The 26,281-nt window shown below is 70.3% G+C and carries 20 protein-coding genes and 1 tRNA gene; 10 read left to right on the top strand and 11 right to left on the bottom strand.

Going from position 1 to position 26,281, the window contains the following annotated elements; all coding sequences use genetic code 11:
- Positions 1-30 precede the first annotated feature (30 nt).
- Positions 31-1,125, bottom strand: a complete 1,095-nt coding sequence (locus ACIP89_RS27600; RefSeq protein WP_402117424.1) for a LacI family DNA-binding transcriptional regulator — start codon at positions 1,123-1,125, stop codon at positions 31-33.
- A 62-nt stretch (positions 1,126-1,187) separates the two neighbouring features.
- The gene (locus tag ACIP89_RS27595; RefSeq protein ID WP_402117306.1) at positions 1,188-2,174 is read right to left on the bottom strand and encodes a hydroxyacid dehydrogenase; all 987 of its coding nucleotides are present in this window, start codon (positions 2,172-2,174) and stop codon (positions 1,188-1,190) included.
- Positions 2,175-2,513: 339 nt separating this feature from the next.
- Here ACIP89_RS27595 and ACIP89_RS27590 point away from each other — a divergent pair, with 339 nt between their 5' ends.
- The 5 genes from ACIP89_RS27590 to ACIP89_RS27570 all read left to right on the top strand — a co-directional run bounded on the left by ACIP89_RS27590 (position 2,514) and on the right by ACIP89_RS27570 (position 9,865).
- A complete protein-coding gene (locus ACIP89_RS27590; protein ID WP_401925210.1) occupies positions 2,514-3,527 on the top strand; it encodes an ABC transporter permease in 1,014 nt (337 codons plus the stop codon).
- A gap of 82 nt (positions 3,528-3,609) precedes the next feature.
- Positions 3,610-4,470, top strand: coding sequence for a carbohydrate ABC transporter permease (locus tag ACIP89_RS27585; RefSeq protein WP_401925602.1), 861 nt, complete (start codon positions 3,610-3,612; stop codon positions 4,468-4,470).
- Positions 4,471-4,521: 51 nt separating this feature from the next.
- Positions 4,522-6,195 carry an extracellular solute-binding protein gene (locus ACIP89_RS27580; protein ID WP_401925208.1) on the top strand — a complete coding sequence of 558 codons (1,674 nt, stop codon included), beginning with the start codon at positions 4,522-4,524 and terminating at the stop codon, positions 6,193-6,195.
- Positions 6,195-7,670 carry a M1 family metallopeptidase gene (locus tag ACIP89_RS27575; RefSeq protein WP_401925205.1) on the top strand — a complete coding sequence of 492 codons (1,476 nt, stop codon included), beginning with the start codon at positions 6,195-6,197 and terminating at the stop codon, positions 7,668-7,670. The genes ACIP89_RS27580 and ACIP89_RS27575 overlap by 1 nt, the downstream gene beginning before the upstream one ends.
- On the top strand, positions 7,667-9,865 hold the full coding sequence (locus tag ACIP89_RS27570; protein ID WP_402117304.1) for a right-handed parallel beta-helix repeat-containing protein: 2,199 nt from the start codon (positions 7,667-7,669) through the stop codon (positions 9,863-9,865). Before ACIP89_RS27575 ends, ACIP89_RS27570 begins: the two co-directional genes overlap by 4 nt.
- A gap of 85 nt (positions 9,866-9,950) precedes the next feature.
- Here the strand turns inward: ACIP89_RS27570 and ACIP89_RS27565 are convergent, their stop codons facing one another.
- Complete coding sequence (locus ACIP89_RS27565) at positions 9,951-10,676, bottom strand: TetR/AcrR family transcriptional regulator (RefSeq protein WP_401925199.1); 726 nt, start codon at positions 10,674-10,676, stop codon at positions 9,951-9,953.
- Positions 10,677-10,841: 165 nt separating this feature from the next.
- Here ACIP89_RS27565 and ACIP89_RS27560 point away from each other — a divergent pair, with 165 nt between their 5' ends.
- Positions 10,842-11,789 (top strand): NAD-dependent epimerase/dehydratase family protein, encoded by a 948-nt coding sequence (locus ACIP89_RS27560; protein WP_401925197.1) that lies wholly within the window; start codon positions 10,842-10,844, stop codon positions 11,787-11,789.
- Positions 11,790-11,826: 37 nt separating this feature from the next.
- Here the strand turns inward: ACIP89_RS27560 and ACIP89_RS27555 are convergent, their stop codons facing one another.
- Positions 11,827-12,729, bottom strand: a complete 903-nt coding sequence (locus tag ACIP89_RS27555; RefSeq protein ID WP_401927771.1) for a transketolase family protein — start codon at positions 12,727-12,729, stop codon at positions 11,827-11,829.
- 56 nt (positions 12,730-12,785) lie between these two features.
- Positions 12,786-13,487 carry a transketolase gene (locus ACIP89_RS27550; RefSeq protein ID WP_402117303.1) on the bottom strand — a complete coding sequence of 234 codons (702 nt, stop codon included), beginning with the start codon at positions 13,485-13,487 and terminating at the stop codon, positions 12,786-12,788.
- A gap of 128 nt (positions 13,488-13,615) precedes the next feature.
- On the opposite strand from ACIP89_RS27550, the gene ACIP89_RS27545 reads away from it, so the two are divergent.
- Positions 13,616-13,689 (top strand) — tRNA-Pro (locus ACIP89_RS27545).
- A gap of 1,224 nt (positions 13,690-14,913) precedes the next feature.
- Here ACIP89_RS27545 and ACIP89_RS27540 read toward each other — a convergent pair.
- From ACIP89_RS27540 to ACIP89_RS27525, 4 genes are all read right to left on the bottom strand, one after another.
- The gene (locus ACIP89_RS27540; protein ID WP_401927781.1) at positions 14,914-15,540 is read right to left on the bottom strand and encodes a LysE family translocator; all 627 of its coding nucleotides are present in this window, start codon (positions 15,538-15,540) and stop codon (positions 14,914-14,916) included.
- A 3-nt stretch (positions 15,541-15,543) separates the two neighbouring features.
- Positions 15,544-17,085, bottom strand: a complete 1,542-nt coding sequence (locus ACIP89_RS27535) for a B12-binding domain-containing radical SAM protein (protein ID WP_402117302.1) — start codon at positions 17,083-17,085, stop codon at positions 15,544-15,546.
- 617 nt (positions 17,086-17,702) lie between these two features.
- Entirely contained in the window at positions 17,703-18,386 is a 684-nt protein-coding gene (locus ACIP89_RS27530) for an ISAs1 family transposase (protein WP_402117300.1), read from the bottom strand.
- 598 nt (positions 18,387-18,984) lie between these two features.
- On the bottom strand, positions 18,985-20,400 hold the full coding sequence (locus tag ACIP89_RS27525) for a DEAD/DEAH box helicase (protein ID WP_402117298.1): 1,416 nt from the start codon (positions 20,398-20,400) through the stop codon (positions 18,985-18,987).
- 319 nt (positions 20,401-20,719) lie between these two features.
- On the opposite strand from ACIP89_RS27525, the gene ACIP89_RS27520 reads away from it, so the two are divergent.
- A complete protein-coding gene (locus ACIP89_RS27520) occupies positions 20,720-21,127 on the top strand; it encodes a YciI family protein (protein WP_401925600.1) in 408 nt (135 codons plus the stop codon).
- 8 nt (positions 21,128-21,135) lie between these two features.
- Positions 21,136-22,281 carry an RNA polymerase sigma factor gene (locus ACIP89_RS27515; protein ID WP_402117422.1) on the top strand — a complete coding sequence of 382 codons (1,146 nt, stop codon included), beginning with the start codon at positions 21,136-21,138 and terminating at the stop codon, positions 22,279-22,281.
- A 143-nt stretch (positions 22,282-22,424) separates the two neighbouring features.
- Here the strand turns inward: ACIP89_RS27515 and ACIP89_RS27510 are convergent, their stop codons facing one another.
- Together ACIP89_RS27510 and ACIP89_RS27505 are read right to left on the bottom strand one after the other, a co-directional pair.
- On the bottom strand, positions 22,425-23,168 hold the full coding sequence (locus tag ACIP89_RS27510) for a GntR family transcriptional regulator (protein ID WP_401927900.1): 744 nt from the start codon (positions 23,166-23,168) through the stop codon (positions 22,425-22,427).
- A 210-nt stretch (positions 23,169-23,378) separates the two neighbouring features.
- Positions 23,379-24,302, bottom strand: a complete 924-nt coding sequence (locus tag ACIP89_RS27505; RefSeq protein WP_401925177.1) for an LLM class F420-dependent oxidoreductase — start codon at positions 24,300-24,302, stop codon at positions 23,379-23,381.
- A 171-nt stretch (positions 24,303-24,473) separates the two neighbouring features.
- Between ACIP89_RS27505 and ACIP89_RS27500 the strand changes: the two genes are divergently transcribed.
- Positions 24,474-25,919, top strand: a complete 1,446-nt coding sequence (locus ACIP89_RS27500; RefSeq protein ID WP_401925174.1) for a glyceraldehyde-3-phosphate dehydrogenase — start codon at positions 24,474-24,476, stop codon at positions 25,917-25,919.
- The last annotated feature ends 362 nt before the right edge of the window (positions 25,920-26,281 follow it).

The raw sequence follows: 26,281 nt of genomic DNA, 5'->3' as shown, positions 1-26,281 counted from the left end.
GCCAACTGCGGACAGGCAGGAGGTAACCGGTCAACCGCGCGTGGGCCGGCCGGCCCTGGGGCCGACGGAATCGCGTACCACGATGTGGGTGCCGAGCCGCAGCGCGCCGGTGGTCGGCTCCCGCCAGTCGTCCTCGTCCCCGCCGGAGACGGCCAGCCGCACGGCCTGGCGCCCCATCTCCTCCAGCGGCACATGGACCGTGGTCAGCCGGGGGCGCAGTTCCTGGGCGACCGGGATGTCGTCGTAGCCCACCAGCGAGATGTCCTTCGGCACCCGCAGCCCGGCCTCTTCGAGCGCCTGCGCCGCACCTGCGGCGACCACGTCGTTCGCCGCGAAGACGGCCGTGAACTCCAGCCCGTCGCGGATCAGTTCGGCCATCCGCCGGTAGCCGAAGTTGCGGCTGAAGGCGCCCGACTGGACCAGGTCGGGATCGGCGGGCAGCCCGCGCAGCTCCAGGGCCCGCCGGTGCCCGGCCAGCCGGTCGCGGGTGGTGGAGAGCTTGGGCGGGCCGCCGAGGTAGAGGATGCGCTCGTGGCCCTGCATCAGCAGATGGTCGGTGATCGCGAAGGCGCCGCCCTCGTTGTCGTACTCGACCGAGGCGGTCGGCGCCGCCTCGCCCAGCGGCGGCCTGCCGCACAGCACCAGCTTGGAGCCGCCCGCGTCCAGCTCGCGCGCCCGGCGGGCCAGCTCGGAGGTGTAGCCGCGATCGGCGATGGAGCCGCCGACCACCACCACCGCGTCGGCCCTGCGCTCGTGCATCAGGTCGATGAAGGCCAGCTCGCGCTGCGGGTCGCCCTGGGTGCAGCACACCAGGCAGAGCCGGCCGCCGAGCGCGGCCTCGCGCTCCACGCCCCGCGCGATGTAGGCGTAGAAGGGGTCGATGACCTCGTTGACGATGATGCCGACGGTGCGGTTGGAGACCCCGGCCAGTGCGCGGGCGTGCGCGTTGACCACGTAACCGAGCTCGCGCATGGCCGACTCGACGCGTTCCCGGGTCGCCTCCGCGACGGGGTAGTTGCGGTTCAGGACGCGTGAGACGGTGGCCGTCGAGACCCCTGCGCGCCGTGCGACGTCGGTGACCGTCGCCCGCCGCTGTCCGTCCGCGGCCGTGCTCTGCCGGCGCATCCGGCTCACCCCCTGGTGGCTGTTGTGTGACGCCGAGCCTAGAGCCTGCGGCGGGACGGGGTTCATGCGATCCTCCCCAGGTCCGCCCGGTGCACCGGGTGGCCGAAGGGCTCGTCCCGCGCGTACCGGGCCAGCTCGTCGACGGCGAGTGCGCCCAGGCGGCCCACCTCGTTGCCCTGGGCGCCCGCGAGGTGCGGGGTCAGGAAGACGTTGGGCAGGTCCCACAGCGGGTGGCCGGCCGGCAGCGGTTCTGGTGAGGTCACGTCCAGGATCGCGTCGAGCCGCCCGCTGACCAGGTGCCCGGTCAGCGCCTCTGTGTCCACCAGCGGGCCCCGGGCGGTGTTGACGAGCAGGGTGCCGGGGCGCATCAGGCCGATCCGGCGGGCGTCGATGATCCCCCGGGTCTCGGGCGTGTCAGGGGCGTGCACGGTCACCACGTCACTGGTCGCGACCAGGGTGTCCAGATCGGCCGGGGTGACACCGAGGAGTGCGGCCTCCGCGGCGCCCACGTACGGGTCGTACAGCAGCACCTCCGCGTCCAGGACCCGCAGCAGCTCGATGACCCGGCGGCCGATCCTGGACGCGCCGACCACACCGACCCTGAGCCCGTGCGTGCCGAGCCAGTGCTGCCGGTCGAGGTCGGCGCCGGTGCGGTGGGTGCGCCGCTCCCGGTAGAGCCCCGCCAGCGGGAACACCCGTTTCGCGCCCATGATGATCGCGGCCAGGGTGAACTCCGCCACCGGCACGGCGTTGGCGGAGGCGGCGGAGGAGACGACGATCCCCCGGTCGAAGGCGTCCGGGGACAGGAACGTCTTCACCGTGCCGGCCGCGTGGATCACGGCCCGCAGCGCGGGCGCCCTCTCCAGGAGTGCGGCGTCCATGGGCGGGCAGCCCCAGCCGGTCAGCAGCACCTCGGCGGCGGACAGCGCCGCGGTGGCGGCGGGGGAGTCGAACTCGCTGATCACGGACGGTTCGAGGAGGTCGGCCGTCTCCTCCAGCCGGGCCCGGACGGGAGGCGGGAAGACCTCGTCCAGCAGTCCGGGGCTCATGACCAGAACCGTGCGCGGCCGCCTTCCGAGCGGGGTCGCGGCATCGGTACCGGATTGAGCCGGTGCCTCTTCGGTGGTTCGCACCCTGCCTCCGGACAGTAATCGCGTTCTATGGAATGACCGGCACGCTAGGGAGCGTGACGCCCGACCGTCAAGCTCTCGCCGCCTGCAACTGACCCGATTAAGCCGGTATACGACGATTTTCGGGCCCGGATTTCCTTCGGAGAGCACTGCGAAACAAAGACGTTCGCTCGGATCTCTTGACGCTTGGGTTAACCGCTTACTAACTTGCGGCCGCAGAAGGCTCACCACGCGCCACCCGGCCGAACAGGACGCACCATGGCTGACACAGCACCCCCGCTGCCGCGGGAAAAACGGCGGCAGCGGGCCGATGAACCCGCCCCGCCCGAAGCCCGGACCGCTGCCGCGCCACACCGGCTGACGCTCGGGCAGCGGATCAAGCGTGACCGGGTGATGCTGCTGCTCACCCTGCCCGGACTGCTTTACTTCGTCGTCTTCCACTACGTACCGCTGCTCGGATACGTGGTGGCGTTCCAGGACTACCAGCCGTACCTCGGCTACATGCACAGCGTCTGGGTGGGCTTCGCGAACTTCTCCTCGGCGTTCGGCGAACCCGCCTTCTGGAGCGCGACGTTCAACACCCTGGAGATCGCCCTCATCCAGCTGGTGTTCTTCTTCCCGGTCCCGGTCGCCCTGGCCCTGCTGCTCAACAGCATCGCGAGCGACCGCATCAGGCGCTTCGTGCAGAGCGTCGTCTACCTGCCGCACTTCATCGGCTGGGTCATCATCGTCTCGATCTTCCAGCAGATCCTGGGCGGCGCCGGGCTGCTGCCCGATGTGCTGGGCGGTCTGGGGCTGCCCCGCTACGACATGATGAGCGACCCCGACGCCTTCCCCTGGCTGCTGACCCTCCAGGTGGCCTGGAAGGACGCCGGCTGGGGCACGATCATCATCCTGGCCGCGCTCCTGAACATCGACCGGCAGAGCTACGAGGCCGCCGCGATCGACGGCGCGGGCCCCCGGCGCCGGCTCTGGCACGTGACCCTGCCGGGCATCGCCCCCGTACTCATCCTGCTGCTGATCCTCAACCTCGGGCAGATCCTCTCCGTCGGCTTCGAGCAGATCCTGCTCCAGCGCGACGCGGTCGGCCCGGACGCCGGTGAGGTCCTCGACACCTACGTCTACTACCACGGCATCAAGGACAACGACTGGGGCGTCGCCGCCGCCGTCGGACTCGTCAAGGCCGTCATCGGCACCGTCCTCGTGCTGGGCGCGAACAAGTTCGCCCACCGACTCGGCCACGAAGGGGTGTACCGCGGTGCTGACCGCTGAGAAGAGCCGCGCCACGTCCGCGACCACGGCGCCCGCGCCCCGGCCGGCCCGGAAGACCAGGACCGACGGCAGACCGCCGTGGATGGAACGCCCGACCCGGTTGGGACAGACCGCCAAGGCGGTGGCCGTCGTCGTGGTCGTCCTCGCCGTCGCCTACCCGCTGGTCGGCGTGATCGGAACGAGCTTCGCCTCGCAGACCGACATCATCAAGGCCTCCGGCCTCGTGCTGTGGCCCGACCACCCCAGCCTGGACGCCTACCGCACGATCTTCACCGGCGGCGTCGTCACCCGGGCGCTGCTCGTCTCCGTGGGCATCACCGTGTTCGGCACCCTGGCCAGCCTGCTCGTCACGGTCGGCATGGCGTACGGACTCTCCCGCCGCGAGGTCACCGGCTCCCGCCCGATCCTGATGATCGCCCTGTTCACCATGCTGTTCAACGCGGGCATCATCCCGAACTTCCTGCTGGTCAAGGGGCTCGGGCTGTACGACACCTACGCGGCGCTCGTCATGCCCACGCTGGTCAGCGCCTTCAACCTGGTGGTCCTGCGGTCCTTCTTCATGAGCCTGCCGGACGAGCTGTACGACGCGGCGAAGGTCGACGGAGCCGGCGACATCCGCATCCTGGTGCGGATCGTCCTCCCGCTCTCCAAAGCGGTCCTCGCGGTGATCAGCCTCTTCTACGCGGTGACGTACTGGAACGCCTTCTTCAACTCGCTCCTGTACCTCAACGACTCCGACAAATGGCCGCTGCCGATGGTGCTGCGGACCTACGTCCTCCAGGGCCAGAGCCTCAACTCGGCCTCGGCCGGCGAGGTGCTCGCCCCGCAGCAGGCCGTCCAGATGGCGGTCCTGGTGATCGCCGTCGTACCGATCCTCTGCGTCTACCCGTTCCTCCAGCGCTACTTCACCAAGGGCGTGCTCACCGGCGCCGTCAAGGGCTGAGCGCAGCCCCCGCCCCCCACTCCTTCCTCCCCCTCTCACAAGGAGATTCAGGTGTCGAGCTCCACTCCCGTCAACCGCAGAGCGCTGTTCCGCATGGGTGCGGGCATCGGTCTGGGACTGGCCGCCGCCCCGCTGCTCGCCGCCTGCGGCGACGGCGGCACGACCGCCAAGGCCGAGGCCAAGAGCGCCTCGCTGCTGCCCGACACGGCGATCCGCAACATCGGGCTCAAGCCCGATCTGGCCGGCACCGCGGCCGGTGTCCCGCAGGGCTTCTTCAGTTACCCGGCCAAGCCGCTGCGGGCCACCAAGGGCACCCCGCTCAAGGGGGCGAAGCCGATCAGCGCGACGATGGAGACCTTCTCGCCGCCGCCGCCCTCGCGCGGCCGGAACGCCGCCTGGCAGGAGATCGAGAAGCTCCTCGGCGGCCAGGTGGACATCACCGCCGTCCCCGCCGACGACTACGGCACCAAGTTCTCCACCATGGTCGCCAGCGACAGCCTGCCGGACCTGTTCATGTACCCGGAGACCGGTGGGGTCGACAACAAGTCCGCGTTCCTCCAGGCCAAGTGCGCCGACCTGACCCCGTACCTCGCCGGGGACAAGGCCGAGGACTACCCCAACCTGGCCGCGATCCCGAAGGGCGCCTGGCAGTCGGCCATCTTCGGCGGAAAGCTCTACGGCATCCCGATCGCGCGCACCGGCACGGGCGGCGCCGGTGTCTACCGCCACGACCTGTTCGAGGAGGCCGGCGTCACGAGCCTCGACCAGATCACCGACCTCGACCGGTTCGTCGAGCTCTGCAAGGAGCTCACCCGCCCCAAGAAGGACCAGTACGCCATCATCGCGGGCGCCACCAGCATGCTCGCCATGTCCGCCGGTGCGCCGTACTACTGGCGGCTGGACGAGACGACCGGCAAGTTCACCACCGATCTGGAGACTCCGGAGTTCCGCAAGGCGGTGGAGACCGCCCGGCTGCTGTACAAGGCGGGCTGCTTCTACCCGGGCACGCTCCAGATGTCCGGAGCGCAGAAGGCCCAGTACACGGACATGTTCAAGAACGGCAAGGGCGCCTACGTCTACGACGGCATGCCCACCTACCTGGCACCCGGTGTCGGCTACGTCGCCGCGATGAAGGCGGTCGACAAGAAGTACGACCCGCGCCCGTTCGTCCCGGTCGGCAAGGACGCCATCGCGTGGATGGACAACGTGGAGCTCCAGAACACCCACGTCAAGCAGGCGTCCGGTGACCGCGTCAAGGAGATCCTGGCGTTCGCGGACTTCGCGGCCTCGCCGTTCGGCAGCCTGGAGTACACCCTCATCAACTACGGGGTCGAGGGCAAGGACTTCACCCGTGACGCGCAGGGCAACCCGGCGCTGACCAAGCAGGGCACCCAGGACGTCACCGTGCCCTGGAAGTTCGTGGCCTCCGCCGTTCCCGCGATCTTCAGCGCCGACTCGGAGCCGGGCGTCCGCCACGTCCACGACACGTTCACCAAGATGATCCCGATCATGGAACAGGATCCGACGCTCCAGTACTCCTCGCCCACCTGGGACTCCAAGGGCACCGGAAGTCTCAACACGCTGAAGGGCGACGCCCTCAAGGACATCATCTCCGGCCGCAAGCCGATGTCCGCCTACGACCAGCTGGTCAAGGACTACCTGGCCAAGGGCGCCGAGCAGGCCCGGGGAGAGTTCGAGGACGCCTTCCAGAAGGGCAGGAAGTGATGACCGCTCCCACCAGCAGGCGTACGGCCCTCAGACTCGGCGGCGCGGCAGCCGCCGCGGCCGTCGCCGTACCGGCCCTCGGCTCACCCGCCGCGGCGCGACCGCACCGCTTCGACCCGAAGCCCGGCGCCGACGGAGTCGGGGACCCGCTCTTCCCGACCCTCGGCAACGGCGGCTACCAGGTCCTCCACTACGACCTGACCTTCGACTTCACCCCGGTCACGTACGACTTCACCGGCACCGTGAAGATCAACGCCAGGGCCACCCAGGACCTCTCCGCGTTCAACCTCGACACCGACGGCCACACCATCGACACGGTGACCGTCTCCGGCCGCCCCGCCGGCCGGCAGCTCACGCCCGGCCGGAGCGGCCAGGAGCTCACGGTGACCCCGGCGCGCCCGCTCCGCGACGGACAGGCGTTCACCGTCGAGATCGGCTACCGGGGCAACGGCAAGGCGCCCCGGCTCGGCCTCACCGGCTGGAACTTCGGCACCGACGGCGGATTCGCCTCGGCCGCCCAGTCCTCGCGCGCCGACACCTTCCTGCCGTGCAACGACACCCCGTCCGACAAGGCGACCTGGACCTTCCACATCAGCGCCCCCAAGGGCTTCGTCGCCACCGCCAACGGCGAGCTCACCCACAAGTCCCGGCGCCCGGACGGCTCCGCGGTCTGGCACTTCGCCCTGCGCGAGCGGATGGCGACCGAACTCATCGGCATCGCCGTCGTCAAGGGCACCTACCTGTACGGCACCAGCCACCGGGGCCTCCCGCTGCGGCACATCGTGCCCCAGGGACAGGAGGAGAAGTACGGCCCGATCGTGGCCCGCACCCCGGACCACCTCGCCTGGCTGGAGGCGAAGTTCGGCCGCTACCCGTTCTCCGTCTACGGCGTCCACATCTACGACGGCTACACCGACGCCCTGGAGAACCAGACCCTGTCGCTGTTCTCCACCAACTGGTTCAAGCCCAACGCCGACGGACAGCCCGGCTACGAGACCACCATGGTCCACGAGCTCGTCCACCAGTGGTTCGGCGACTCCGTCACCCCGGACGACTGGCAGCAGGCCTGGCTCAACGAGGGCCCCGCCGTGTACTACGCCGGTCTGTACGGCGAGGAGCGCGGCTGGTCGGTCTTCGAGGACAAGATGCGGACGACGTACGAGAAGCTCGACGCCGTCCGCGCGGCCGACGGCCCGCCCGGACTGCCCAAGGCGCTCGGCGGCACCAACATCTACGACGGCGGCGCACTCGTGCTGTACGCCCTGAGCCTGCGGGCCGGCCGGCGGAAGTTCGACACGGTGATGCGCGAGTGGGTCAAGCGTTTCAAGGACTCCACCTACACCACAGAACAGTTCATCCGGCACACCGTCGACGTCACCGGTGACCGGAGCCTGGACCCGTTCCTGCGCGACTGGCTCTTCGGGGCCGTCAACCCGCCCATGCCCGGCCACCCCGACTGGAAGGCCACCGCGTGAACCGCACCCTGAACGCCGTACGAGGAACCGCCGCCGCCGCCACCGCGGCGTTCCTTGCCGCGCTGCTCACCGCCCCGGCCGCCCAGGCCGCACCCGGCACCCGCACCCTGTACGCGGCCCCCGACGGCCGCGGCACCTCCTGCACCGTCAGCCGGCCCTGTACCCCGCAGGGCGCCCGCGACCGGGCCCGCACCGAGAAGGCGCGCGAGGTGCGCGTCCTCCTCAAGAACGGTACGTACCGGCTCGACGCGCCCCTCAAGCTCGGCCCGGACGACTCCGGCACCACCTGGGCCGCCGCCCCCGGCGCCCGCCCCGTCCTCTCCGGCGGACAGGACATCACCGGCTGGCACCGCAACGCCGACGGCACCTGGAGGGCCGCCGTCCCCGCCGGGGTCACCCCGCGCCAGCTCTTCGTCGACGGCAAGCGCGCCACCCGCGCCCGCGGCGAGGCCTGCGCGGCGAGCACCTGCGACGCCACCGCCACCGGCATGACCGGCGCCACCGCGACCGGGATCGACCACTGGCAGCGCCCCACCGACGCCGAAGCGGTGATCCGGGTCCGCTGGCGGAACTACCACTGCCGGATCGCGGGCGTCAGCGGCGACACCATGACCTTCGCCCAGCCCTGCTGGACCAACTCGGCGAGCGGCACGGACCGCACCGGCCCCGCCTGGGACTCCACCGCCGTCGACTCCACCCGCTACAGCGGTGTCGCCTTCTTCGAGAACGCCCCCGAACTCCTGGACCAGCCGGGCGAGTTCGTCTGGGACTCGAAGGGCCGCACCGTCACCTACCTGCCGCGCGAGGGCGAGGACATGCGCCGCGCGCGGACCGTCACCCCGCACACCGAACAGCTGCTCGTCGTCGACGGCGCCCATGACGTCACCGTCAGCGGGATCGGCTTCGCGTACGCGGCGTACCGGCAGCCCGGCACCGACGAGGGCTACGCGGGAATGCAGGCCGGTCTCACCCTGACCGGAGCCACCGGCCCCGTCGACCACGCGGGCCGCTACTACACCAAGCCGTCCGCCGCGGTCACCGTCCGCGGCGGCCGGAAGGTACGCGTCGACAGCAGCCGGTTCAGCCATCTCGGCGGGGCCGGGGCGATCCTGGAGGCCGGCACCAAGGACAGCGCGCTGACCCGCTCGTCCTTCACCGACCTGTCCTCGGGCGCCGTCTACGTCGGAGACACCGAACCGATGCCCGCGGCGTCACTGGCGGGGGAGCGGAACACCGTCGCGTACAACACCATCAGCCGCTCCGGCGTCGAGTACACCGACTCGGTGGGCATCTGGGCGGGTTACGAGGCGGGGCTGAGCGTCGACCACAACAGCCTGGACCACCTCCCGTACTCCGCGATCTCGGTCGGCTGGGGCTGGAACCAGCCCGAGGCCCAGAAGTCCGTCCTGCGTGACAACAAGGTGACGGGCAACCGCATCACCGACGTCATGGAGGTCGCACAGCAGCAGCACGACGGCGGCGCGATCTACACCCAGGGCGCGCAGCCGGGCACCGTCCTCAGCGGCAACTACATCAACCGCTCCGCGTACGGCAACACCGAGCGCGACGGGAACGGCATCTACCTCGACGAGCAGTCCTCGCACATCACCGTCGAGCGCAACGTCATCACCCGCATCGGCTACAAGTGGGTCTCGAACTGGGCGGACTACGGAATCCGGAACACCGCACGCGGCAACTGGACCGACACCGCCGCCCCCGCCCTCGGCGGAACCGGCTCCGTCATGACGGACAACCTGACCGGCCTCGACCGGCTGCCCGCCCAGGCGCTCGCCGTCGCCGCACGGGCGGGCGCACACGGCGGTCAGGTCGAGCAGCTCCGCACCGACCTGGCCCGCACCGGCACGGCCACCCAGTCCTCGACCGACGGAGCGGCGACGGCGGCGCTCGCCCTGGACGCCGACACCAACACCGACACCCGCACGCTCTCCGAGGCGGGAGCCTGGTGGCAGGCGGACCTCGGCGCTGTCCGGCACGTCCGGCAGGTCGAGATCTGGAACGACGCCTCCACCACGACGGCCGACTTCGACGTCGTCACCGACGACGGCACGGTGCACGTCAGCGGGAAGGCGCTGCGTCCGACGCTGGTGAACCTGGACAGCCGGACCCGCACGGTGAGGATCGTGACGTCCGGCACCGGCCGGGTCGCCCTGGCCCAGGTGCTCATCCACCCCTGACACCCGCCACCGCACACACCGATCGCCGGACCGGCCCCTGGGCCCGTCCGGCGATCCGCGTCGTGCGCCCGGGGGAGCGGTGCGCTCACTCCAGGCCGAAGGTGTCCGCCAGCATTCCGACCTGCGCGTCCAGCAGGGTGCCCCCGCTGTGCCCCATCCCCTCGAACTGGCCCGCCGCCTCCAGGCCCACCGATCCGTGCAGCTGCGCCCAGGCGAGGAGCGCACCGGCCAGAGCCCCGGCTGCGCCCGCCGGGCCGGCGGCGGCGTCCGCCGCGTACTCGGCCACCCAGCCGCCCACGGCCGGATCCCCGTCCAGCCAGGCGGCCATCTGCGCCACCACCGGGGCCACACCCGCCCCGGGCGTCCCGCCGGCGAACACCGGAAGGAACGGTCCCAGCGCCGCGCGGGCCCGGTCCAGCGTGTCAGCGGGCGCGACATACCCCGGTACCGGCGCGCCCTGAATCAGGAGATACCGGTGCGGCTCCCCGACCGCCCAGGCCCGGTACGCCACCGCCAGCGCGTGCAGCCGCTCGCGCGGACTCCGCGCCTCAGCCGCAGAACGGGCGGCTGCCGCGCCGATGGCCGCGGCGGCATCGTCGTAGGCGTCCCTGATCAGCGCGTGCAGCAGGTCGTCGCGGCTGGCGAAGTAGCGGTAGAGCGCGGGCCCGGACAGGCCCATGTCCTTGGCGATCCGGGTGAGGGCCAGCGCCGCCACACCCCCGTCGGCCAGCTGTCGCAGGGCCGCTTCCTTGATCTCCGCCCGGGTCTGCTCCCGGTACCGGGCCCGCGGCCCCTGGTGCGCCTCGGCCATCCCCGGCCCCTTCCGCTAGGCAAGCTCACTCCAGTTATGGAGTCTAACAGTCGGTCTTGCGAGGCATCGTCGCGAGAGTTACTGTGTCTAACAGAAGTGATAATCCATAGCGACCGGAGTCGCGGCAGCGAACCCGGGCGACATCCGCATCACAGGGAGTACGTCATGACCGCAGCACGTGATCTTCAGGTAGTCCTCGGCGCGGGCCCCGCCGGCACCGCACTCGCCGTCGAACTCGTCCGCCGCGGCCACCCGGTCCGGCTCGTCGACCGGGCGGCCGCCGGCCCGGCGTTCGAGGGCGTCGACCGGTTCGCCGCCGATGTCGCCACCGTGGAGGGCGCCCGTGCGGCGGTCGAGGGCGCGGCCGTCGTCTACCACTGCGTGAACGTGGCCTACCACCTCCAGGTCGAGGCCATGCCCCGCATCCAGCGGGCCGTACTCGCGGCGGTCGAGGCCGAGGACGCCCGCCTCGTGGTGCTCGACACGCTCTACCCGTACGGCGAGACGCACGGCGCGGTCATGACGGAGGACACCCCGTGGAACGCCACGACCGACAAGGGCGTGATGCGCGCCGAGCTCGACGCCCGCTACCTCGCCGCGCACGCCGAGGGCCGGCTGCGGGTCGTACTGGGCCGCTCGGCCGACTTCGTGGGGCCCGGGGTCCTCAACTCCACGCTGGGCGGCGCGGTGTTCCCCGCCGCGCTGACCGGGGGAGAGGTCCCGGCGTTCGGCGACATCGACCTGCCGCACAGCTACACGTACATCGGGGACGTCGCCGCAGGCCTGGCGACCCTGGGGGAGAACCCGGACGGCGACGGCCGGGTCTGGCACCTGCCCACCGCCCCGGCGCTCACCACGCGCCGGATCCTGGAGATGATCGAGGAGCGCGTGGGCCGTCCGCTGACCCTGACCGTCGTCTCGGAACCCCGGCCGTTCGGGCCGTTCGACGAGCAGTTCATGACGGCGTACGCCGAGATGTTCTACCAGCACACGGAGGCGCAGATCGTCGACTCCTCCGCCATCGAGCGGGCGTTCGGCCTGGTGCCGAACCCGATCTCCGCCACAGTCGACGCCACGCTCGCCTGGTACGGGGAACTGCTGGCGGCACACTGAGCGCGTCCGGCCGCCGCGGCCGTCCCGGCCGGGCTGCTCACCGGCCGAGGAACGCGCCGATCCGCTGCCGCAGGCCTCGCGGGTCCAGGCCGTGAGCGGCGAGGTGCTCGTCCATCTGCCCGTACCGGCGAAGCTCCTCGCGGGCGACGCCGAGGCCCAGGACCCGGTGCGGGCGGGCGGCGAGCGCGTCATTGGCCGCCGCGGTGGACGTGCCCGCGAGGTACGGCTCGACGATGACCACGTCGGCGGCCGGCCGCTCGCCCACCGCCCGGCGCAGGCCGTCCCCGTCGAACGGCCGCACCGTCGTCGCGTAGAGCACGGTCGCGTCGAGCCCCTCGGTGGCCGCGAGGACGTTGTCGAGCATGGGGCCGACGGCGATCACCACGCCGTCCGTCCCCTCGCGCACCGTGGTGAACCCGCCCGCCCCGCCGACCGGGCGCGCCCGCTCGTTGGACTGCATCGACAGCCGCACATAGACCCGGTCGTCCCCGGCGACGGCTTCCCGCAGCAGTGTCTCGGCCTCGTCGGGGTGCCCGGGGACGTGCACCGTCCAGCCGTCGAGGGTGTCCAGGAGGGCGACGTCGCCGGGGGCCATGTGGGTGAAACCGCCGGCCGGCCAGTCGTAGGAGGCTCCGGCGCTGACCAGTACCCCGCCCACGCCCTGGTGGCCGAAGTCCAGCTTCACCTGTTCGAAGGGGCGCTCCACCAGGAAGCTGGCGAAGGTGTGCACGATCGGCCGCATCCCGGTGAGCGCCATTCCGGCCCCGGCGCCGATGAGCAGCTGTTCCCGGATGCCGACGTTGACGACGCGGTGCGGATGGGTGCGCTCGGCCCGGCTGAAGCCGTCCCGGCTGATCTCGGCCAGCACGAGCGCCAGCCGCGGGTCCTCGTCGAGCAGGCGCGAGGTGGTCGAGATGAAACGGTCCCGCATCGTGTCCATGGGAGGTCTTCCTCTTCTTTCTGTCCGTCGGTCCGGTGGATGGCTGACGCGGGAGCTCAGCGCTTGGGGGCGACCCGGGCGACCACGGCACGCGGCTGTCCGGGGTGCGGCGCGGTGAAGGCGGCGTACAGCTCCTCGTGGTCCCGTCCGTCCACGGAGGCCACCGACCAGCCCGCGGTCGCGAACCGGCCGGCGATGCCGCCGGGGCGCCCGTACGTCGCCGAGGCGTTGTCGATCACCACGGTGTGCAGCCGGTCGAGGCCCGCCGGGGCCGCGTAGGCGATCGCCTCGTGATTGCTGCCCTCGTCCAGCTCTGCGTCCCCGGTCAGCACCCACACGCGAGGGCCGGTCAGCCCCTGGGCCCGCAGCCCCAGCGCGGTGCCCACGGCCAGCGGCAGCCCGTGCCCCAGCGAACCGCTGCCGATCTCGGCGCCGGGCACCAGCAGCCGGTCCGGATGGTGGCCGAGCGGCGATCCGTACGAGCCGAAGCCCGCCAGCAGCTCCTCGCTGAAGAAGCCGTGCGCGGCGAGGACGGCGTAGTACGCCATCGGCCCGTGCCCCTTCGACAGCAGGAATCGGTCGCGGTCGGGGGCGTCCACGGTTTCCGGTGATACCCGTAGCACCCGGTCGTAGAGCACCCACAGGGTGTCGAGCGTCGAGGTGGCGGCGGTGTCGTGCTTCTCGTCGCCGGTCATCAGGCTCATCAGCCGGTGCAGATCGCGGTAGGCGGCAGCGGGGCCGGTGGTTGTGTGCGTCATGTGCCACAGCGTTCAACATCAAGCATGGTTGAGGTCAAGCGCCCAAAGGTGTTCGTAACCACCCGTTGAAGTGCGGTATTGTTCTCATGCGCGTTCGGCCAGGGGGAAACCCCAGGTCAGGCGGGTATCGGGACGTGGCGCAGCTTGGTAGCGCACTTGACTGGGGGTCAAGGGGTCGCAGGTTCAAATCCTGTCGTCCCGACTGGAGACAGTCGCAGATCAGGGCCGGTATCGGAGGTATTCGATACCGGCCCTGAGGCGTTCTTGGGGACCGGTTGGGGACCAGGGCTCGCTTGACCGGCGTTTCAGCGGGTCATGGCGATGGGGGGGGAGCGGGTGTGGGGCGCGGGATGGCGGTGAGGTGTGCGGAGAGCGCGGTTCCGGCGGCGGTGACTCTGTGGATGTCGGGGTGCAGGTAAGCGCTGGGTGGTGTCGATGTCCCCGACGCGGCAGCCGGCGACCTCGCCGATGCGGGCGGCGGTGCAGGCGGCGAAGAGGACGACCTCGCCCCAGCACCACCAAAGAGCGAACGGACAACGGATCGCGAATGCGCAGGAGGGTGTCGACCGAGCCGATACGTCTCGCCCGACGCGCCGCGCGAGCCGCCGAGGACGCAAGAGTGCCGGCAGCCGATGCGGACTGCGCGGATCATCAATGCCGCTGTGGCCGTACGTGCCTTTGCGGAAGACATGATCTCTCCCCAGCAGCGCCAGGTCACCAATCCAGAGGCCGCTGTGCGCGAGCTAGCGGCGCGCCTGGAGCGAAACGCCGAGCATCTTCGGAACTCGCGGAGCTGACCGTCATGCAGGAGGCTCTTCCTGGCATGGAAGAGGAAAAGGCCGAGGCGCAGTCCGCGTACGCCGCCGCGCACCAGGACACAGACGCGATGGTCATGAGTGCCACTGACCGCTGGTCGAGCCATCTGTTGCAGCGACTCCAGGCGTGCGCCCCGGGCATCACGAGTGCGTCCATCAGCCCGGACGACCCGGTAACGGCCAAGGAGTGCGTGGTAGGGCAGGCCGAAGGCGGCCAGCTCCTCTGGCGTCGCACGTCGGCACCACTCCGCCGCCGCGGTGATCGAGTTGTGGCCGGACAGGGGCATCGCGCAGACCACCAGGGCTAGCAGCGAGCAGAGCCGATCCCGCACCCCGCAGGCCCCTCCTGGTTCAGTGCTGGACTTGAACTCGACTACCAGGCAGCAGACTTTACTTCTGACTACCCCTCACCGAGAGATTCCGGACGAGGCACTGCGCGAGCGGGAGCAGCGGCAGGAGATGGTGGAGGAAAGAACACGGCACCTTCCTCCGGGGCTCATCACCAGAACCAACGACTCAAGTTGGGGCGATCCAGGCACGCGCCGAGCCCTGGCCTACGACGACCGCCACGCAAGCCACTCACGATCAGGAGCGTCGGCGCACCTGTTGGGCTACGCGCCCTCACGGGCAGCCGTGGCCAGAGTGCCGACCCCAACGAGCGCGAGGAATGAGGAACTGACGACTTCCAGAGCGCGTGCCACGCGAGGGCGCTTGAGCCACGCCATAGCGCGGGCGGCACCGACGGCGACGGCCGCGAGCCAGATGACTGCGACCACTGCGTCGATCGCACCAAGAGCCATGACCGAGACGAAGCCGGCTGCGTCCGCCCTGAGGAACTGAGGGACGACTGCCAGGAAGAAGAGTCCGACCTTCGGGTTGAGCAGACAAGACACCAGTCCGGCCCAAAGGCCTGCCCTCATTCCGGGAGTTTCGTGCCGAGCGTCCAGCGTGGTGTCGCTGGTTCGACGCAAGCCCTGCAGCCCCAGGTAGAGGAGGTAAAGACCGCCCGCGATCTTGACCAGCAGGAATGCCATGCCGGCGTCATGCAGCAAGGCGCTGATGCCCAGTGCGACGGCCAGTGCCCACAGGATCGAGCCCAAGCCGGAGCCGACGGCCACCGCAATCCCGGATCGACTACCGGACAGGCTGTACCTGAGCACGAGGAATGTGTCTGGGCCTGGCGTTATCGAAAGGAGCAGGCACAAGCCCGCGAAGGCTAGGAGTGTCGAGGCGGTCACCGTTCATCCTCCGATCGTGATCCCCATCCTCGCACCGTGGGCGCGTACCTCCGCGCGGGCCTCCGCCAGATCGGCGAGGGTGAGCCCAGGCATGACTGATTCGACGTAATCGGCCATGGCCTGCTCCCGATCGATGATGTCCTTGTCCCGCCACTTGACGGCGCGCTGCTCATGCACACGGCGATCGGGAAGGCTGAGAGCCAATTCCACGGCTCGCGCACGTGCCAGGCCGGGGTCCAGGAGCATGTTGAAGTCGAGTGAGCCCGGTTCGGGCGACAGCACCTCGACATCCAGCGAGGCGATGCTGTCGGCTCCTGCCTCGAGCAGCGTCTTCATCGAGTCAACGTTTTCACGCAGCAGGATCCCGTCCATGCCCAGGTGACCGATGACGAAGCCCACCTTGAGGAGGAGACCCGTGTTCTTCGCCGCGCGCATCGCTTGGACGTTGTGCTCGAACATGCGGTCGGCTCGGAAGGCGGACTTCACGTCCCGCATGGAGGCGAGCGGCTTCTTCATGGCGTGCAGTGAGGTGGCCGTTCCGGCGTCCAGGCCGACCATCAACTGCCGTACACCAAGGGAGCGCAGCATGGCTGCGTGCCGCTCGTTGGACAGGCCGTCGGCTCTTGCGTAGCCGACCATGACCGGACGGTCATCTTCCGACAGGGACCGCCACCAGGCGGGCGGTGCTGCCCCCATGTCCCGCAGAAGCCGACCGAACGTCAACGGCAGTTCGTCCGCGGTCAAGTAGAGGTAGTCGTAGCCGCCTTGGTGCGCGGCATGTATCACTTCCCATGCCGCTTCCGCCGAGGGTACGGCATTGCGCCACATGCCACCGAATTGTATGGAACAGAAGGAGCATGCATCATTATGGGCGAATTTGATGCAGCCTCGCCCGATTTCGATGGGCATGCCGCAGTGGACCTGCCGCCCGGTCTCCCGGGCGAAGGTGGGCACGATCCGCCGGTTGAAGTTCTTCTGGTACAGACTGGAGTGCTTGAAGACACTGTCAATCAGGGTGTAGTCAACCTGCGTGTACAGGGGCTCCGGCTGCTGTGGAGTAGTAACCACGCGAGGCCCGTCGTTCCAGCTCAGTCCGGGCAGCGACTGCGTGTTGATGTCCACGCCGACACTGAGAGCGGTGATCAGGTTGACGAAGCTCCCTATAACTTCGTTACCCACGAACGCATAGTCGATCACTCTGCTCTGCGAGCTCAGGCACTCGCGGGTGAGCGCCGTGACGTGATCATTCCCAAAGATCGTGACTATTCTGCCATTCATGCTCTTTGCTGCCGAGCAGAGACCGAGGCCTGCCTCATACGTCGCGGTCAGGGCGCTGACGCATAACGCCAGGATGTCGGAAGCGTTGTCCTCGACATACTTCAAGACATCCGGCCACGGAACCACAGTGCCGTCGATGTAGATCGGTTCGACGCCGGGAACGTCGCGTAGAGCCGAGACCAGCGTCAGGATGCCCAGGTTTGGGAAGTCGGACCAGTCGGTGTGTTCCTCGGGATTCGTGACCGTGCACGAGGAGCCGTCGATCACGGTGTTTGAGTTCGGAGGGCTGACAACAAGTACTTGCATCTGAACCTTTCGTTTTTGGTGGATCCGTCATTTCTCGAACTTCCAGCAAAGGGTCGTGGCTGACCGTATTAGCTTCGATGCACCAGGTGAGGGCCTCAGGTGGGCAACATATTCGATACTCAATATGTCATTGGATACACGATGGGTAGACGCGGGTGGCACGGCACGGTTGAGAAACCGCCACGCCGAAGGGCCGCCTGACGTGCAGATTTCTAGGATCAACTGCTCTGTTGCGCGCTGAAATGAGTCTGAAAATAATTACATGCAGTACAGCGGAGATATGGTCCGTGGCCGCCCGGCACGGCAGGGCTTGCGCGAGTTCCCGGGATCGCTTAACTGGCCTTCGACTGTCGCGGGTTGAGGCCAGGGGCCCGGCGAGTGCCTGGGTCGCCCCGACTTGATTTGTCGGTTTTGGTGATGGGCCCCGGAGGAAGGTGCCTTGTCCATTCCTCCATCACCTCCTGTCGCTGCTCCGGCAGGGCTTCGGCGTAGTCGTGTGCTGCCGGGTTTGTGCTCATCCGGGGCCGAGGGGGCGACGGGGTCGCGGGCGTTGTGACGGAGGCCGGCTGCGATGTTCTTCACTCCAGCTGTCCGGAGGGCTCCGATGGCGAGGTTGCGCCAGGTGGCCATCGCGCGGGTGCGCTGCCGGTCCGCAGCTGTGAGGCGTCCTCGGCGAAGGTGGTGCCGCGGACGTGGTGGAGGGCCTCGATCGTCCAGTGGTCGCGGACGAGTCGGGCGAGCTGGGCCGCCTGGGTGGCCTGCCCGGCGGTCAGGCTGGTGACTGCGTAGACGGTCGTGATCGTGGTTCTGCCGGTCATGCGGTCGGTACGGCGGCGCTTGATCTGGACGGCCTGGTGGGCGCCGGGGAAGGAGATGTTGTTCACGGTGGCGACCTTGATCCGGTGGATCTCCGAGCGGCCGTGGCCGACGCCCTTGGTGCGGCTCTGAAGCGGGATGTCCTTCCAAGGAAGGGGCTTGAGCTGCCTGCGCAGCTTCTTCCGGCTGTCCTTGACGATCACCATGTAGTGGGCACCGCGGGCCAGGAGGCAGTCGGCGTGCTCGCGCTGTGTGTGCGTCGCGTCGCTGGTGACTACGACGTCGGCCAGTCCGGCCACAGTGTTCAGTAGCGGCTGGAAGCAGGTGATCTCGTGCGTCTTCTCGCCGACGTCCAGCTGGGCGAGGGACGCGAGGGACCCGGCCGGTGGTGTGTTCCAGAGCGGCGAGCAGGTGGATCTTCCGGCCCTTCGCCTTGGCCGCGACACGCAGGCTCTGGCCGTCCACGGCCAGGCCGCGGAGGCCGGCGGTCCTGGTTGCCTTCGGCCTGCGGTCCGCGAGCCCACCGCCGACCGCTCGGTCCAGCGCGTCGCCGTCGAGGCGGACCATCAGCCGGCGGACCGTTGTCTCGGCGGGCGAAAGCCGCCTGGGCAGCAGCGGATCGGGGCGGGCGCCGACCTGTTCCAGCACGTGCGCCGGAGCGTCGGCGATCCACTCGCCGACCGCCAGGAGCGAGGTCGCCCCGGCCGGCACCGCACACGGGTGAGTGCGAGGACGACGGCCAAGCGGTGGCGCACCCCGCGTGGATCACGCGGATCCAGTACTTCAGCCAACCGCTTCAGAAGGCCTGGGACCTCCCCGGATACGACCTCGGGATGCTCACGGAGCTGGTCAAGAGCAGGCGGGATCAGCGATGATGCGTCGGCAGGCACGGTCTTCCACGGCTTGCTGAGATCGAGGCGCTGGCGGCCTCTCAGCGCGTCCTGCGGATGGCGTCTGTTGCCGCCCGGGCGATGGCCGCGGGAGCGCTGGAGGGCCGGGGGAGCCCGGCCCGGCCGGGGCGGCGACGGGCCGGGCTCGCGCCGGTCAGCGGCCCTTGCGCACCTGGGACGCCCTGCGGGCCTCCGCTTCCTGGCGGGACTGCGCGGCGCGGCGGCTCTCCTTCGGGGCCTGGGCCCCCATTCCCCGGAACGGCCGCCTGCCGGTCTGGACGGGTTTGGTCGCCGGCGGCCGCTTGGCGCCGGTGATGCGCGTCAACTCGGCCTCGCCGGAGCGCACCTGGGTGACCGTCGGCCGGATCCCGGCCTCCGACATCAGCTTGCTCACGTCCCGCCGCTGGCCCGGTGTGACGAGGGTGACGGCCTTGCCCGACTGGCCGGCCCGCGCGGTGCGGCCGCTGCGGTGCAGATAGTCCTTGGCGTCCGTGGGCGCGTCCACGTTCACCACCAGGTCCAGCTCGTCGATGTGGATGCCGCGGGCCGCCACGTTCGTGGCCACCAGCGCGGTGACGGCGCCGCTCCGGAACTGGTCCAGCGTGTGGGTGCGCTGCGGCTGCGACTTCCCGCTGTGCAGGGCGGCCGCCGGGATTCCGCTGCTCTTCAGATGGCGGGTGAAGGCGTCCACGCCCGCCTTGGTGTCCAGGAACATCAGCACCCGCCCCTCGCGGGCGGCGATCTCGGTCGCGGCCGCGTACTTGTCGGCGGCGTGCACGTTGAGGACGTGGTGCTCCATCGTGGTGACAGAGGCGCGGGCCGGGTCGACCGAGACGAGCACCGGCTCGTGGAGGTAGCGCTCCACCAGCTGGTCGACGTTCCGGTCGAGCGTGGCCGAGAAGAGGAGCCGCTGCCCGTCGGGGCGAACCTGGTCCAGGATCTCCGAGACCTGCGGCAGGAAGCCCATGTCACACATCTGGTCCGCCTCGTCGAGCACGGCGATCCCGACCCGGTCCAGGTGGAGGTGGCGCCGCGAGACCAGGTCGCAGAGGCGGCCCGGGGTCGCGATGACCACCTCCGTGCCCGCCTTCAGCGCGGCCGCCTGCCGGTTCATCGACAGCCCGCCGACCACCGTCGTCATCCCCAGCCCGAGCACCCGGGCGTACGGCTCCAGCGCGTCACCCACCTGCTGGGCGAGCTCGCGCGTCGGGACGAGCACCAGGGCGAGAGGCCGCTTGGCCTCCGCGCGCCGCCCGGCGGTACGGACCAGCAGGGCCAGCCCGAAGGCCAGCGTCTTGCCGGAACCGGTCCGCGCCCGCCCCAGCACGTCCCGGCCGGCCAGTGCGTCGGGCAGGGTCGCCGCCTGGATGGGGAAGGGCTCGGTGACCTTGAGACCGTTCATCGCCGTCAGCAGGGCGTCGGGCAGCCCCAGCTCCGCGAAGGATCCGGCGGGCGGCAGCCCCGGGCTCGCGCTCGCCGGCGAGGGCGAGCCGAGTGCCTCCCGGGCCGGTTCGGCCCGCCGGTTCGTGCGGCCGCCGGAGTGTCCGGAGGCGGGCGGCTTCGCGTTCATGGGGAACCTTCCTCAGGTGGGGGCCTCCGTAACGCGCCGGGGCCCGTGCTCCTCGGCACGGGCCCCGGCGATATCGCAAGCGTCGGCCCATTTTACCAGCGGGCGCCGGGGCCCGGTGCCGGACAGCGCGAGGGGGGCGGTCCCGCGGGCCCCGATGAATCCCCGGCGGGGCCACGACGAGGTTCGGGATGATCACAGGACCGAGCGGTGGGAAAATTCTTCTGGCAGATGATGCCGATGATGTCGAGAACCCGGGACCGGCTCCGTCCCCGTAGTGAACGCGACCACGAAGGTTCGCACCAGCGTCGAGGAGAACACCATGGCGAAGTACCTGCTTCTCAAGCACTACCGGGGCGCTCCGGCCGCCGTCAACGATGTCTCCATGGACCAGTGGACGCCCGAGGAGATCTCGGCCCACATGAAGTACATGCACGACTTCGCGGCCCGGCTGGAGGGGACCGGCGAGTTCGTCGACGGCCAGGCCCTCGCCCCGGAGGGAACGTTCGTCCGGTACGACGGCGAGGGCCGCCCGCCGGTCACCGACGGCCCGTTCGCGGAGACCAAGGACCTCATCGCCGGCTGGATGGTGATCGACGTCGACAGCTACGAGCGCGCCGTCGAGCTGGCCGGGGAACTGTCGGCCGCGCCCGGGGCGGGCGGCAACCCGATCCACGAGTGGCTGGAGCTGCGCCCGTTCCTGGCCGAGCCGCCCACCATCACGGAGTGACCCCGTCGATGGATGACGTCATGCTCCGGAGCCTCACGCCGGGCGTGCTCGGGATCCTCGTCCGCCGCGGAGCCGGCTTCGCGGCGGCCGAGGACGCCGTCCAGGACGCGCTGGCGGAGGCGGTCCGGGTCTGGCCGGCCGACCGGCCGAAGGACCCGAAGGGGTGGCTGGTCACCGTCGCCTGGCGGCGGTTCCTCGACGCCACCCGGGCGGACGCCGCCCGCAGGCGGCGCGAGGACCTCGTCGAGGAGCAGCCGGCGCCCGGACCCGCGAGCGCGGTGGACGACACGCTCCAGCTCTACTTCCTGTGCGCCCACCCGTCCCTGACGCCTTCGTCCGCCGTCGCGCTCACCCTGCGCGCCGTCGGCGGACTGACCACCCGCCAGATCGCCCGGGCCTACCTGGTGCCGGAGGCGACCATGGCCCAGCGCATCAGCCGGGCCAAACGCACCGTCTCCGGCCGGAGGTTCGACCGGCCGGGAGATGTCGCCACCGTGCTGCGCGTCCTCTACCTGGTGTTCAACGAGGGGTACTCCGGCGACGTCGACCTGGCCGCCGAGGCCATCCGGCTCACCCGGCAGCTCGCGGCCGGGATCGACCACCCAGAGGTGGCGGGGCTGCTCGCCCTGATGCTGCTCCACCACGCCCGGCGCGCCGCCCGGACCGCGTCCGACGGCAGCCTGGTGCCGCTGGCCGAGCAGGACCGCGGTCTCTGGGACACCGCGTCGATCGCCGAGGGGGTCGGGATCCTGCAGACGGCCCTCGCCCGTGACCGGCTGGGCGAGTTCCAGGCCCAGGCGGCGGTCGCGGCGCTCCACGCCGACGCCCGTACCGCGCAGGAGACCGACTGGGTGCAGATCGTCGAGTGGTACGACGAGCTCGCGCGCCTGACCGACAACCCGGTCGTCCGGCTCAACCGGGCGGTGGCCGTGGGCCAGGCCGACGGGCCGAGGGCCGGACTGGCGGCGCTCGCGCAGCTGGACGAGTCGCTGCCCCGGTACACCGCGGCGGCCGCGTACCTCCACGAGCGCGACGGCGACCACGCGAGGGCGGCACGGCTGTACGCCGAGGCGGCCCTGAAGGCGCCCGACCTGGCGGAGCGCGACCACCTGATGCGCCAGGCCGCCCGGCTCAACTCCGCGCACTCCGGCTGACGTCCGGTGCACCGCGCCCTCCGGAACCGGGGCGCGCGGTGCACCGCGCGGCCGGGGCCACGTCCAACGAGCAGTTCACCGCGCGGTCGGGGGCATCTCGAACGACTAGTTCGCCGCGCGGTCGGGGATCTCGAACGAGCAGTTCACTGCGCGGTCAGGGTCATTTCGAAGGAGTACCGGGACGCCCGGTACAGGTGGGAGCCGAACTCCACCGGGCGCCCCGCGTCCCCCAGGACCGTGCGCTCCATGGTGAGCAGGGTGCCGCCGCGGGGTTCGCCCAGCAGCCGGGCCTCCGGTGCGGTGGCCCGGCGTGCCCCGATGGTCTGCTCCGCGGTGCGCAGCGCGATACCGGCCCGCCTGAGCAGCTCGTAGAGGCCGTGTCCGGTGAGTTCCTCCTCGGTCAGGCCCAGGAGGTCCGCCGGCAGCTGGTTCTCCATGACGGCTATGGGCTCGTCGTCCGCGTACCGCAGCCGGCGCAGGGCCACGGTGGCGGCGCCGGGTTCGATCTTGAGGGCGGCGGCGATCCTGTCGGAGGCGGGCACGGTCAGCATCGACAGCAGCTCGGTGCGCGGCCGCCGCCCGTCGCGCCTGAGGTCATCGAACAGGCTGGTGAGCTCGATCTGCCTGCGTACCCGGTTGTTGACGACCTGGGTGCCGACCCCCCGCTTGCGGGCGAGCAGTCCCTTGTCCACCAGGTGCTGCATGGCCTGGCGCATGGTCGGCCGGGAGAGCCCGAACTGGTCGGCCAGCGAGATCTCGTTCTCCAGCCGCGTGCCGGGTGCCAACGTGCCCGTCTCGATGAGCTGTTGAAGCTGCTGTGCGATCTGGAAGTACAGCGGCACCGGGCTGCTCCGGTCGATGGTGATCAGCCTGGTGATCGACTCCATGTCGGGCTCCTCAGAACGTTCTGCCACGAACTCAGTATGCCGCACGTTCGACTCTAGCTCTGTACGTATATATGTCAGAACAAATGCTGTCCTGAAAGTACGGCCCGCCCCCTCCCCGAACCGGTGCCCGACGGGTGCGGGGGAGAGGGGAGGGGGCGGACGCGGCCCGCGGTGGCACGGGATCCCGCGGGGTGCGGGGGTACGGGTGGCTCAGCCGGCCAGCTCTCCCAGCAGCGCCCACGTCCGGCGCCGGTCGGCCTCCCCGGCCAGGTCCGTACCGGAGAACACCACCTCGGTGGCCCCGGCGTCCCGGTAGCGCTGGACCTCGGCCGCGACCGTCCGCTCGTCTCCGATCACCGCCACGTCGGCGGCTCGTTTCCCGCCGGACAGTTCCACGACCCGTGCGTAGGAGGGGATCTGCTCGTAGAAGGCGAGCTGCTCGGTGGCCGTCGCGCGCGCGGCATCGGGGTCGCTCGTGACCACGCCGTGCACGAGGGCCACGATCCGGGGCGCCGGACGGCCCGCGTTCCGCGCCGCCGCGGTGACGGCCGGCACGATGTGCTCGGCCAGGGCCCGGGGCCCGGCGAGATAGGGCAGGATCCCGTCCGCCAGCTCGCCGCTGACGCGCAGCGCCTGCGGGCCCATCGCGGCGACGAGCAGCGGCACGCCCGCCTCCGCCCCGGGCACACGCGCGGGGACCGGCGTCCTCGCGGTGAGCAGTTCGCCGTCGAAGTCGGCGGTGCCGGTCTCGGTGAGCTGCCGCAGCGCGGTCAGGAACTCCCGCAGACGGGCGATGGGCCGCTCAAAGGGGATGCCGAAGCCCCCCTCGGTCAGCAGTCGGGTGCCGAGTGCCAGCCCCAGGTGGTAGCGGCCGTGCGTGGCCGCCTGCGCGGTCAGGGCCTGGCTCGACACGGTCAGCGGGTGGCGGCCGAAGACGGGGATCGCGGAGGTGCCCACGTCGATGCCGGGCACCTCCCGTCCGGCGATCGCCGCCAGCTGGGGCGAGTCGGCCCCGAAGGTCTGCCCGAACCAGGCGGACCGCAGCCCCGCGGCCGCGGCCTCCGCGGCAAGGCGCACGCTGGCGTCGATCTGGTTGCCGGTGCCGGTCGCACCGATGGCTACTCCAACAGTCATGTCAGTTCAGAACCAGGCGAGTTGGGCACGCATTCCGCTTCGTTCATGACGACTTCGTGTCCGCCGTGTGTACGCGGACGAGGCCTGGACGCGGCTGCGGGGGAACCGTCTGAAGGATCAGAACAACAGCGGGTTACCATATGAGCGCCCCCTAGCTCGAAAGATAAACCTGTGACTGTCAATGACGACTCGTTCACCAACTGGAAGAACCGCGAGGAGATCGCGGAGTCGATGATCCCGATCATCGGGAAGCTGCACCGGGAGCGGGACGTCACCGTCCTGCTGCACAGCCGCTCCCTGGTGAACAAGTCGGTGGTCAGCATCCTCAAGACCCACCGGTTCGCCCGGCAGATCGCCGGTGAGGAGCTCTCGGTCACCGAGACGCTGCCGTTCCTGAAGGCGCTCACCACCCTCGATCTCGGCCCTTCCCAGATCGACATCGGCATGCTCGCCGCGACGTACCGGACCGACGGACGCGGCCTCTCGGAGGCGGAGTTCACCGCCGGGGCCGTCGCCGGTGCCACCGGGGCCGAGAAGATCGAGCGCCGCGAGCCGCGCGATGTCGTCCTCTACGGATTCGGCCGCATCGGCCGCCTCCTTGCCCGGCTGCTCATCGAGAAGGCGGGCTCCGGCAACGGGCTCCGGCTGCGTGCCGTCGTCGTCCGCAAGGCCGCCGGCCAGGACATCGTCAAGCGTGCCTCGCTGCTGCGCCGCGACTCGATCCACGGCCAGTTCCAGGGCACGATCACCGTCGACGAGGCGAACAACAAGATCATCGCCAACGGCAACGAGATCAAGGTGATCTACTCCGACGACCCGACGACGGTGGACTACACGGCGTACGGGATCAAGGACGCCGTTCTCATCGACAACACCGGCAGGTGGCGCGACCGCGAGGGGCTGTCCCAGCACCTGCGCCCCGGCATCGCCAAGGTCGTCCTCACCGCACCGGGCAAGGGGGACGTCCCCAATGTCGTCCACGGCGTCAACCACGACATGATCAAGCCGGACGAGCGGATCATCTCCTGCGCCTCCTGCACCACCAACGCGATCGTCCCGCCGCTCAAGGCGATGGCCGACGAGTACGGCGTTCTGCGCGGGCACGTGGAGACGATCCACTCGTTCACCAACGACCAGAACCTGCTGGACAACTACCACAGCTCCGACCGGCGCGGCCGCTCGGCGCCGCTCAACATGGTCATCACCGAGACCGGTGCCGCGTCCGCCGTCGCCAAGGCGCTGCCGGACCTCGACGCGACGATCACCGGAAGCTCGATCCGGGTCCCGGTGCCGGACGTCTCGATCGCGATCCTCAGCCTGAAGCTCGGCCGGGAGACCACCCGCGCGGAGGTCCTCGACCATCTCCGCGAGGTGTCGCTGACCTCGCCGCTCAAGCGCCAGATCGACTTCACCACCGCCCCGGACGCGGTCTCCAGCGACTTCATCGGCTCGCGCCACGCCTCCATCGTGGACGCGGGTCCCACCCAGGTCGACGGCGACAACGCGATCCTCTACCTCTGGTACGACAACGAGTTCGGCTACTCCTGCCAGGTCGTCCGGGTCGTCCAGCACGTCTCCGGGGTGGAGTACCCGACCTTCCCCGTCCCCGTGCTCTGACCCCGGCTGCGGGCTCCGCGGCTCCGTGAAGACTTCCGGCGGCGGACCTGGCCGCCTCCCGGCCAGTCCGGCAGAGGGCGGCCGGCCGCCGGAGGTCCCGGAGGCCGGCCAGGAGGGGACGCGCGTGCCCTGAGCCACGGACCGTCGACGACGCACCCGGGACGCGGCGCGCGGGCGAGGACGACGGGGCCGCGGACGGACGCCGGTGTGCGCCAATCACTCGCGATCAGTGATCATGCCGCCCGCGACCATGATCATGTGAGGTGCATACGAATGAATGACCGACTGTCCTACGAATTGCCCTGTGGTGGCCTGGGACGCACCATGTAATTCACCTCGGCGGGAGGGGCCCGGCCCAGCCG

This window comes from Streptomyces sp. NPDC088730 (genome assembly GCF_044751215.1).
GTDB lineage: Bacteria > Actinomycetota > Actinomycetes > Streptomycetales > Streptomycetaceae > Streptomyces.
This window is presented reverse-complemented; position numbering and strand designations above follow the sequence as displayed.

Bases quoted from the DNA above. Each gene is read 5' to 3' on its own strand.
- ACIP89_RS27600 (WP_402117424.1), bottom strand. From the start codon at position 1,125: ATGCGCCGGCAGAGCACGGCCGCGGACGGACAGCGGCGGGCGACGGTC.
- ACIP89_RS27595 (WP_402117306.1), bottom strand. From the start codon at position 2,174: ATGAGCCCCGGACTGCTGGACGAGGTCTTCCCGCCTCCCGTCCGGGCC.
- ACIP89_RS27590 (WP_401925210.1), top strand. From the start codon at position 2,514: ATGGCTGACACAGCACCCCCGCTGCCGCGGGAAAAACGGCGGCAGCGG.
- ACIP89_RS27585 (WP_401925602.1), top strand. From the start codon at position 3,610: ATGGAACGCCCGACCCGGTTGGGACAGACCGCCAAGGCGGTGGCCGTC.
- ACIP89_RS27575 (WP_401925205.1), top strand. From the start codon at position 6,195: ATGACCGCTCCCACCAGCAGGCGTACGGCCCTCAGACTCGGCGGCGCG.
- ACIP89_RS27565 (WP_401925199.1), bottom strand. From the start codon at position 10,676: ATGGCCGAGGCGCACCAGGGGCCGCGGGCCCGGTACCGGGAGCAGACC.
- ACIP89_RS27560 (WP_401925197.1), top strand. From the start codon at position 10,842: ATGACCGCAGCACGTGATCTTCAGGTAGTCCTCGGCGCGGGCCCCGCC.
- ACIP89_RS27555 (WP_401927771.1), bottom strand. From the start codon at position 12,729: ATGGACACGATGCGGGACCGTTTCATCTCGACCACCTCGCGCCTGCTC.
- ACIP89_RS27550 (WP_402117303.1), bottom strand. From the start codon at position 13,487: ATGACGCACACAACCACCGGCCCCGCTGCCGCCTACCGCGATCTGCAC.
- ACIP89_RS27525 (WP_402117298.1), bottom strand. From the start codon at position 20,400: ATGAACGCGAAGCCGCCCGCCTCCGGACACTCCGGCGGCCGCACGAAC.
- ACIP89_RS27520 (WP_401925600.1), top strand. From the start codon at position 20,720: ATGGCGAAGTACCTGCTTCTCAAGCACTACCGGGGCGCTCCGGCCGCC.
- ACIP89_RS27515 (WP_402117422.1), top strand. From the start codon at position 21,136: ATGGATGACGTCATGCTCCGGAGCCTCACGCCGGGCGTGCTCGGGATC.
- ACIP89_RS27510 (WP_401927900.1), bottom strand. From the start codon at position 23,168: ATGGAGTCGATCACCAGGCTGATCACCATCGACCGGAGCAGCCCGGTG.
- ACIP89_RS27505 (WP_401925177.1), bottom strand. From the start codon at position 24,302: ATGACTGTTGGAGTAGCCATCGGTGCGACCGGCACCGGCAACCAGATC.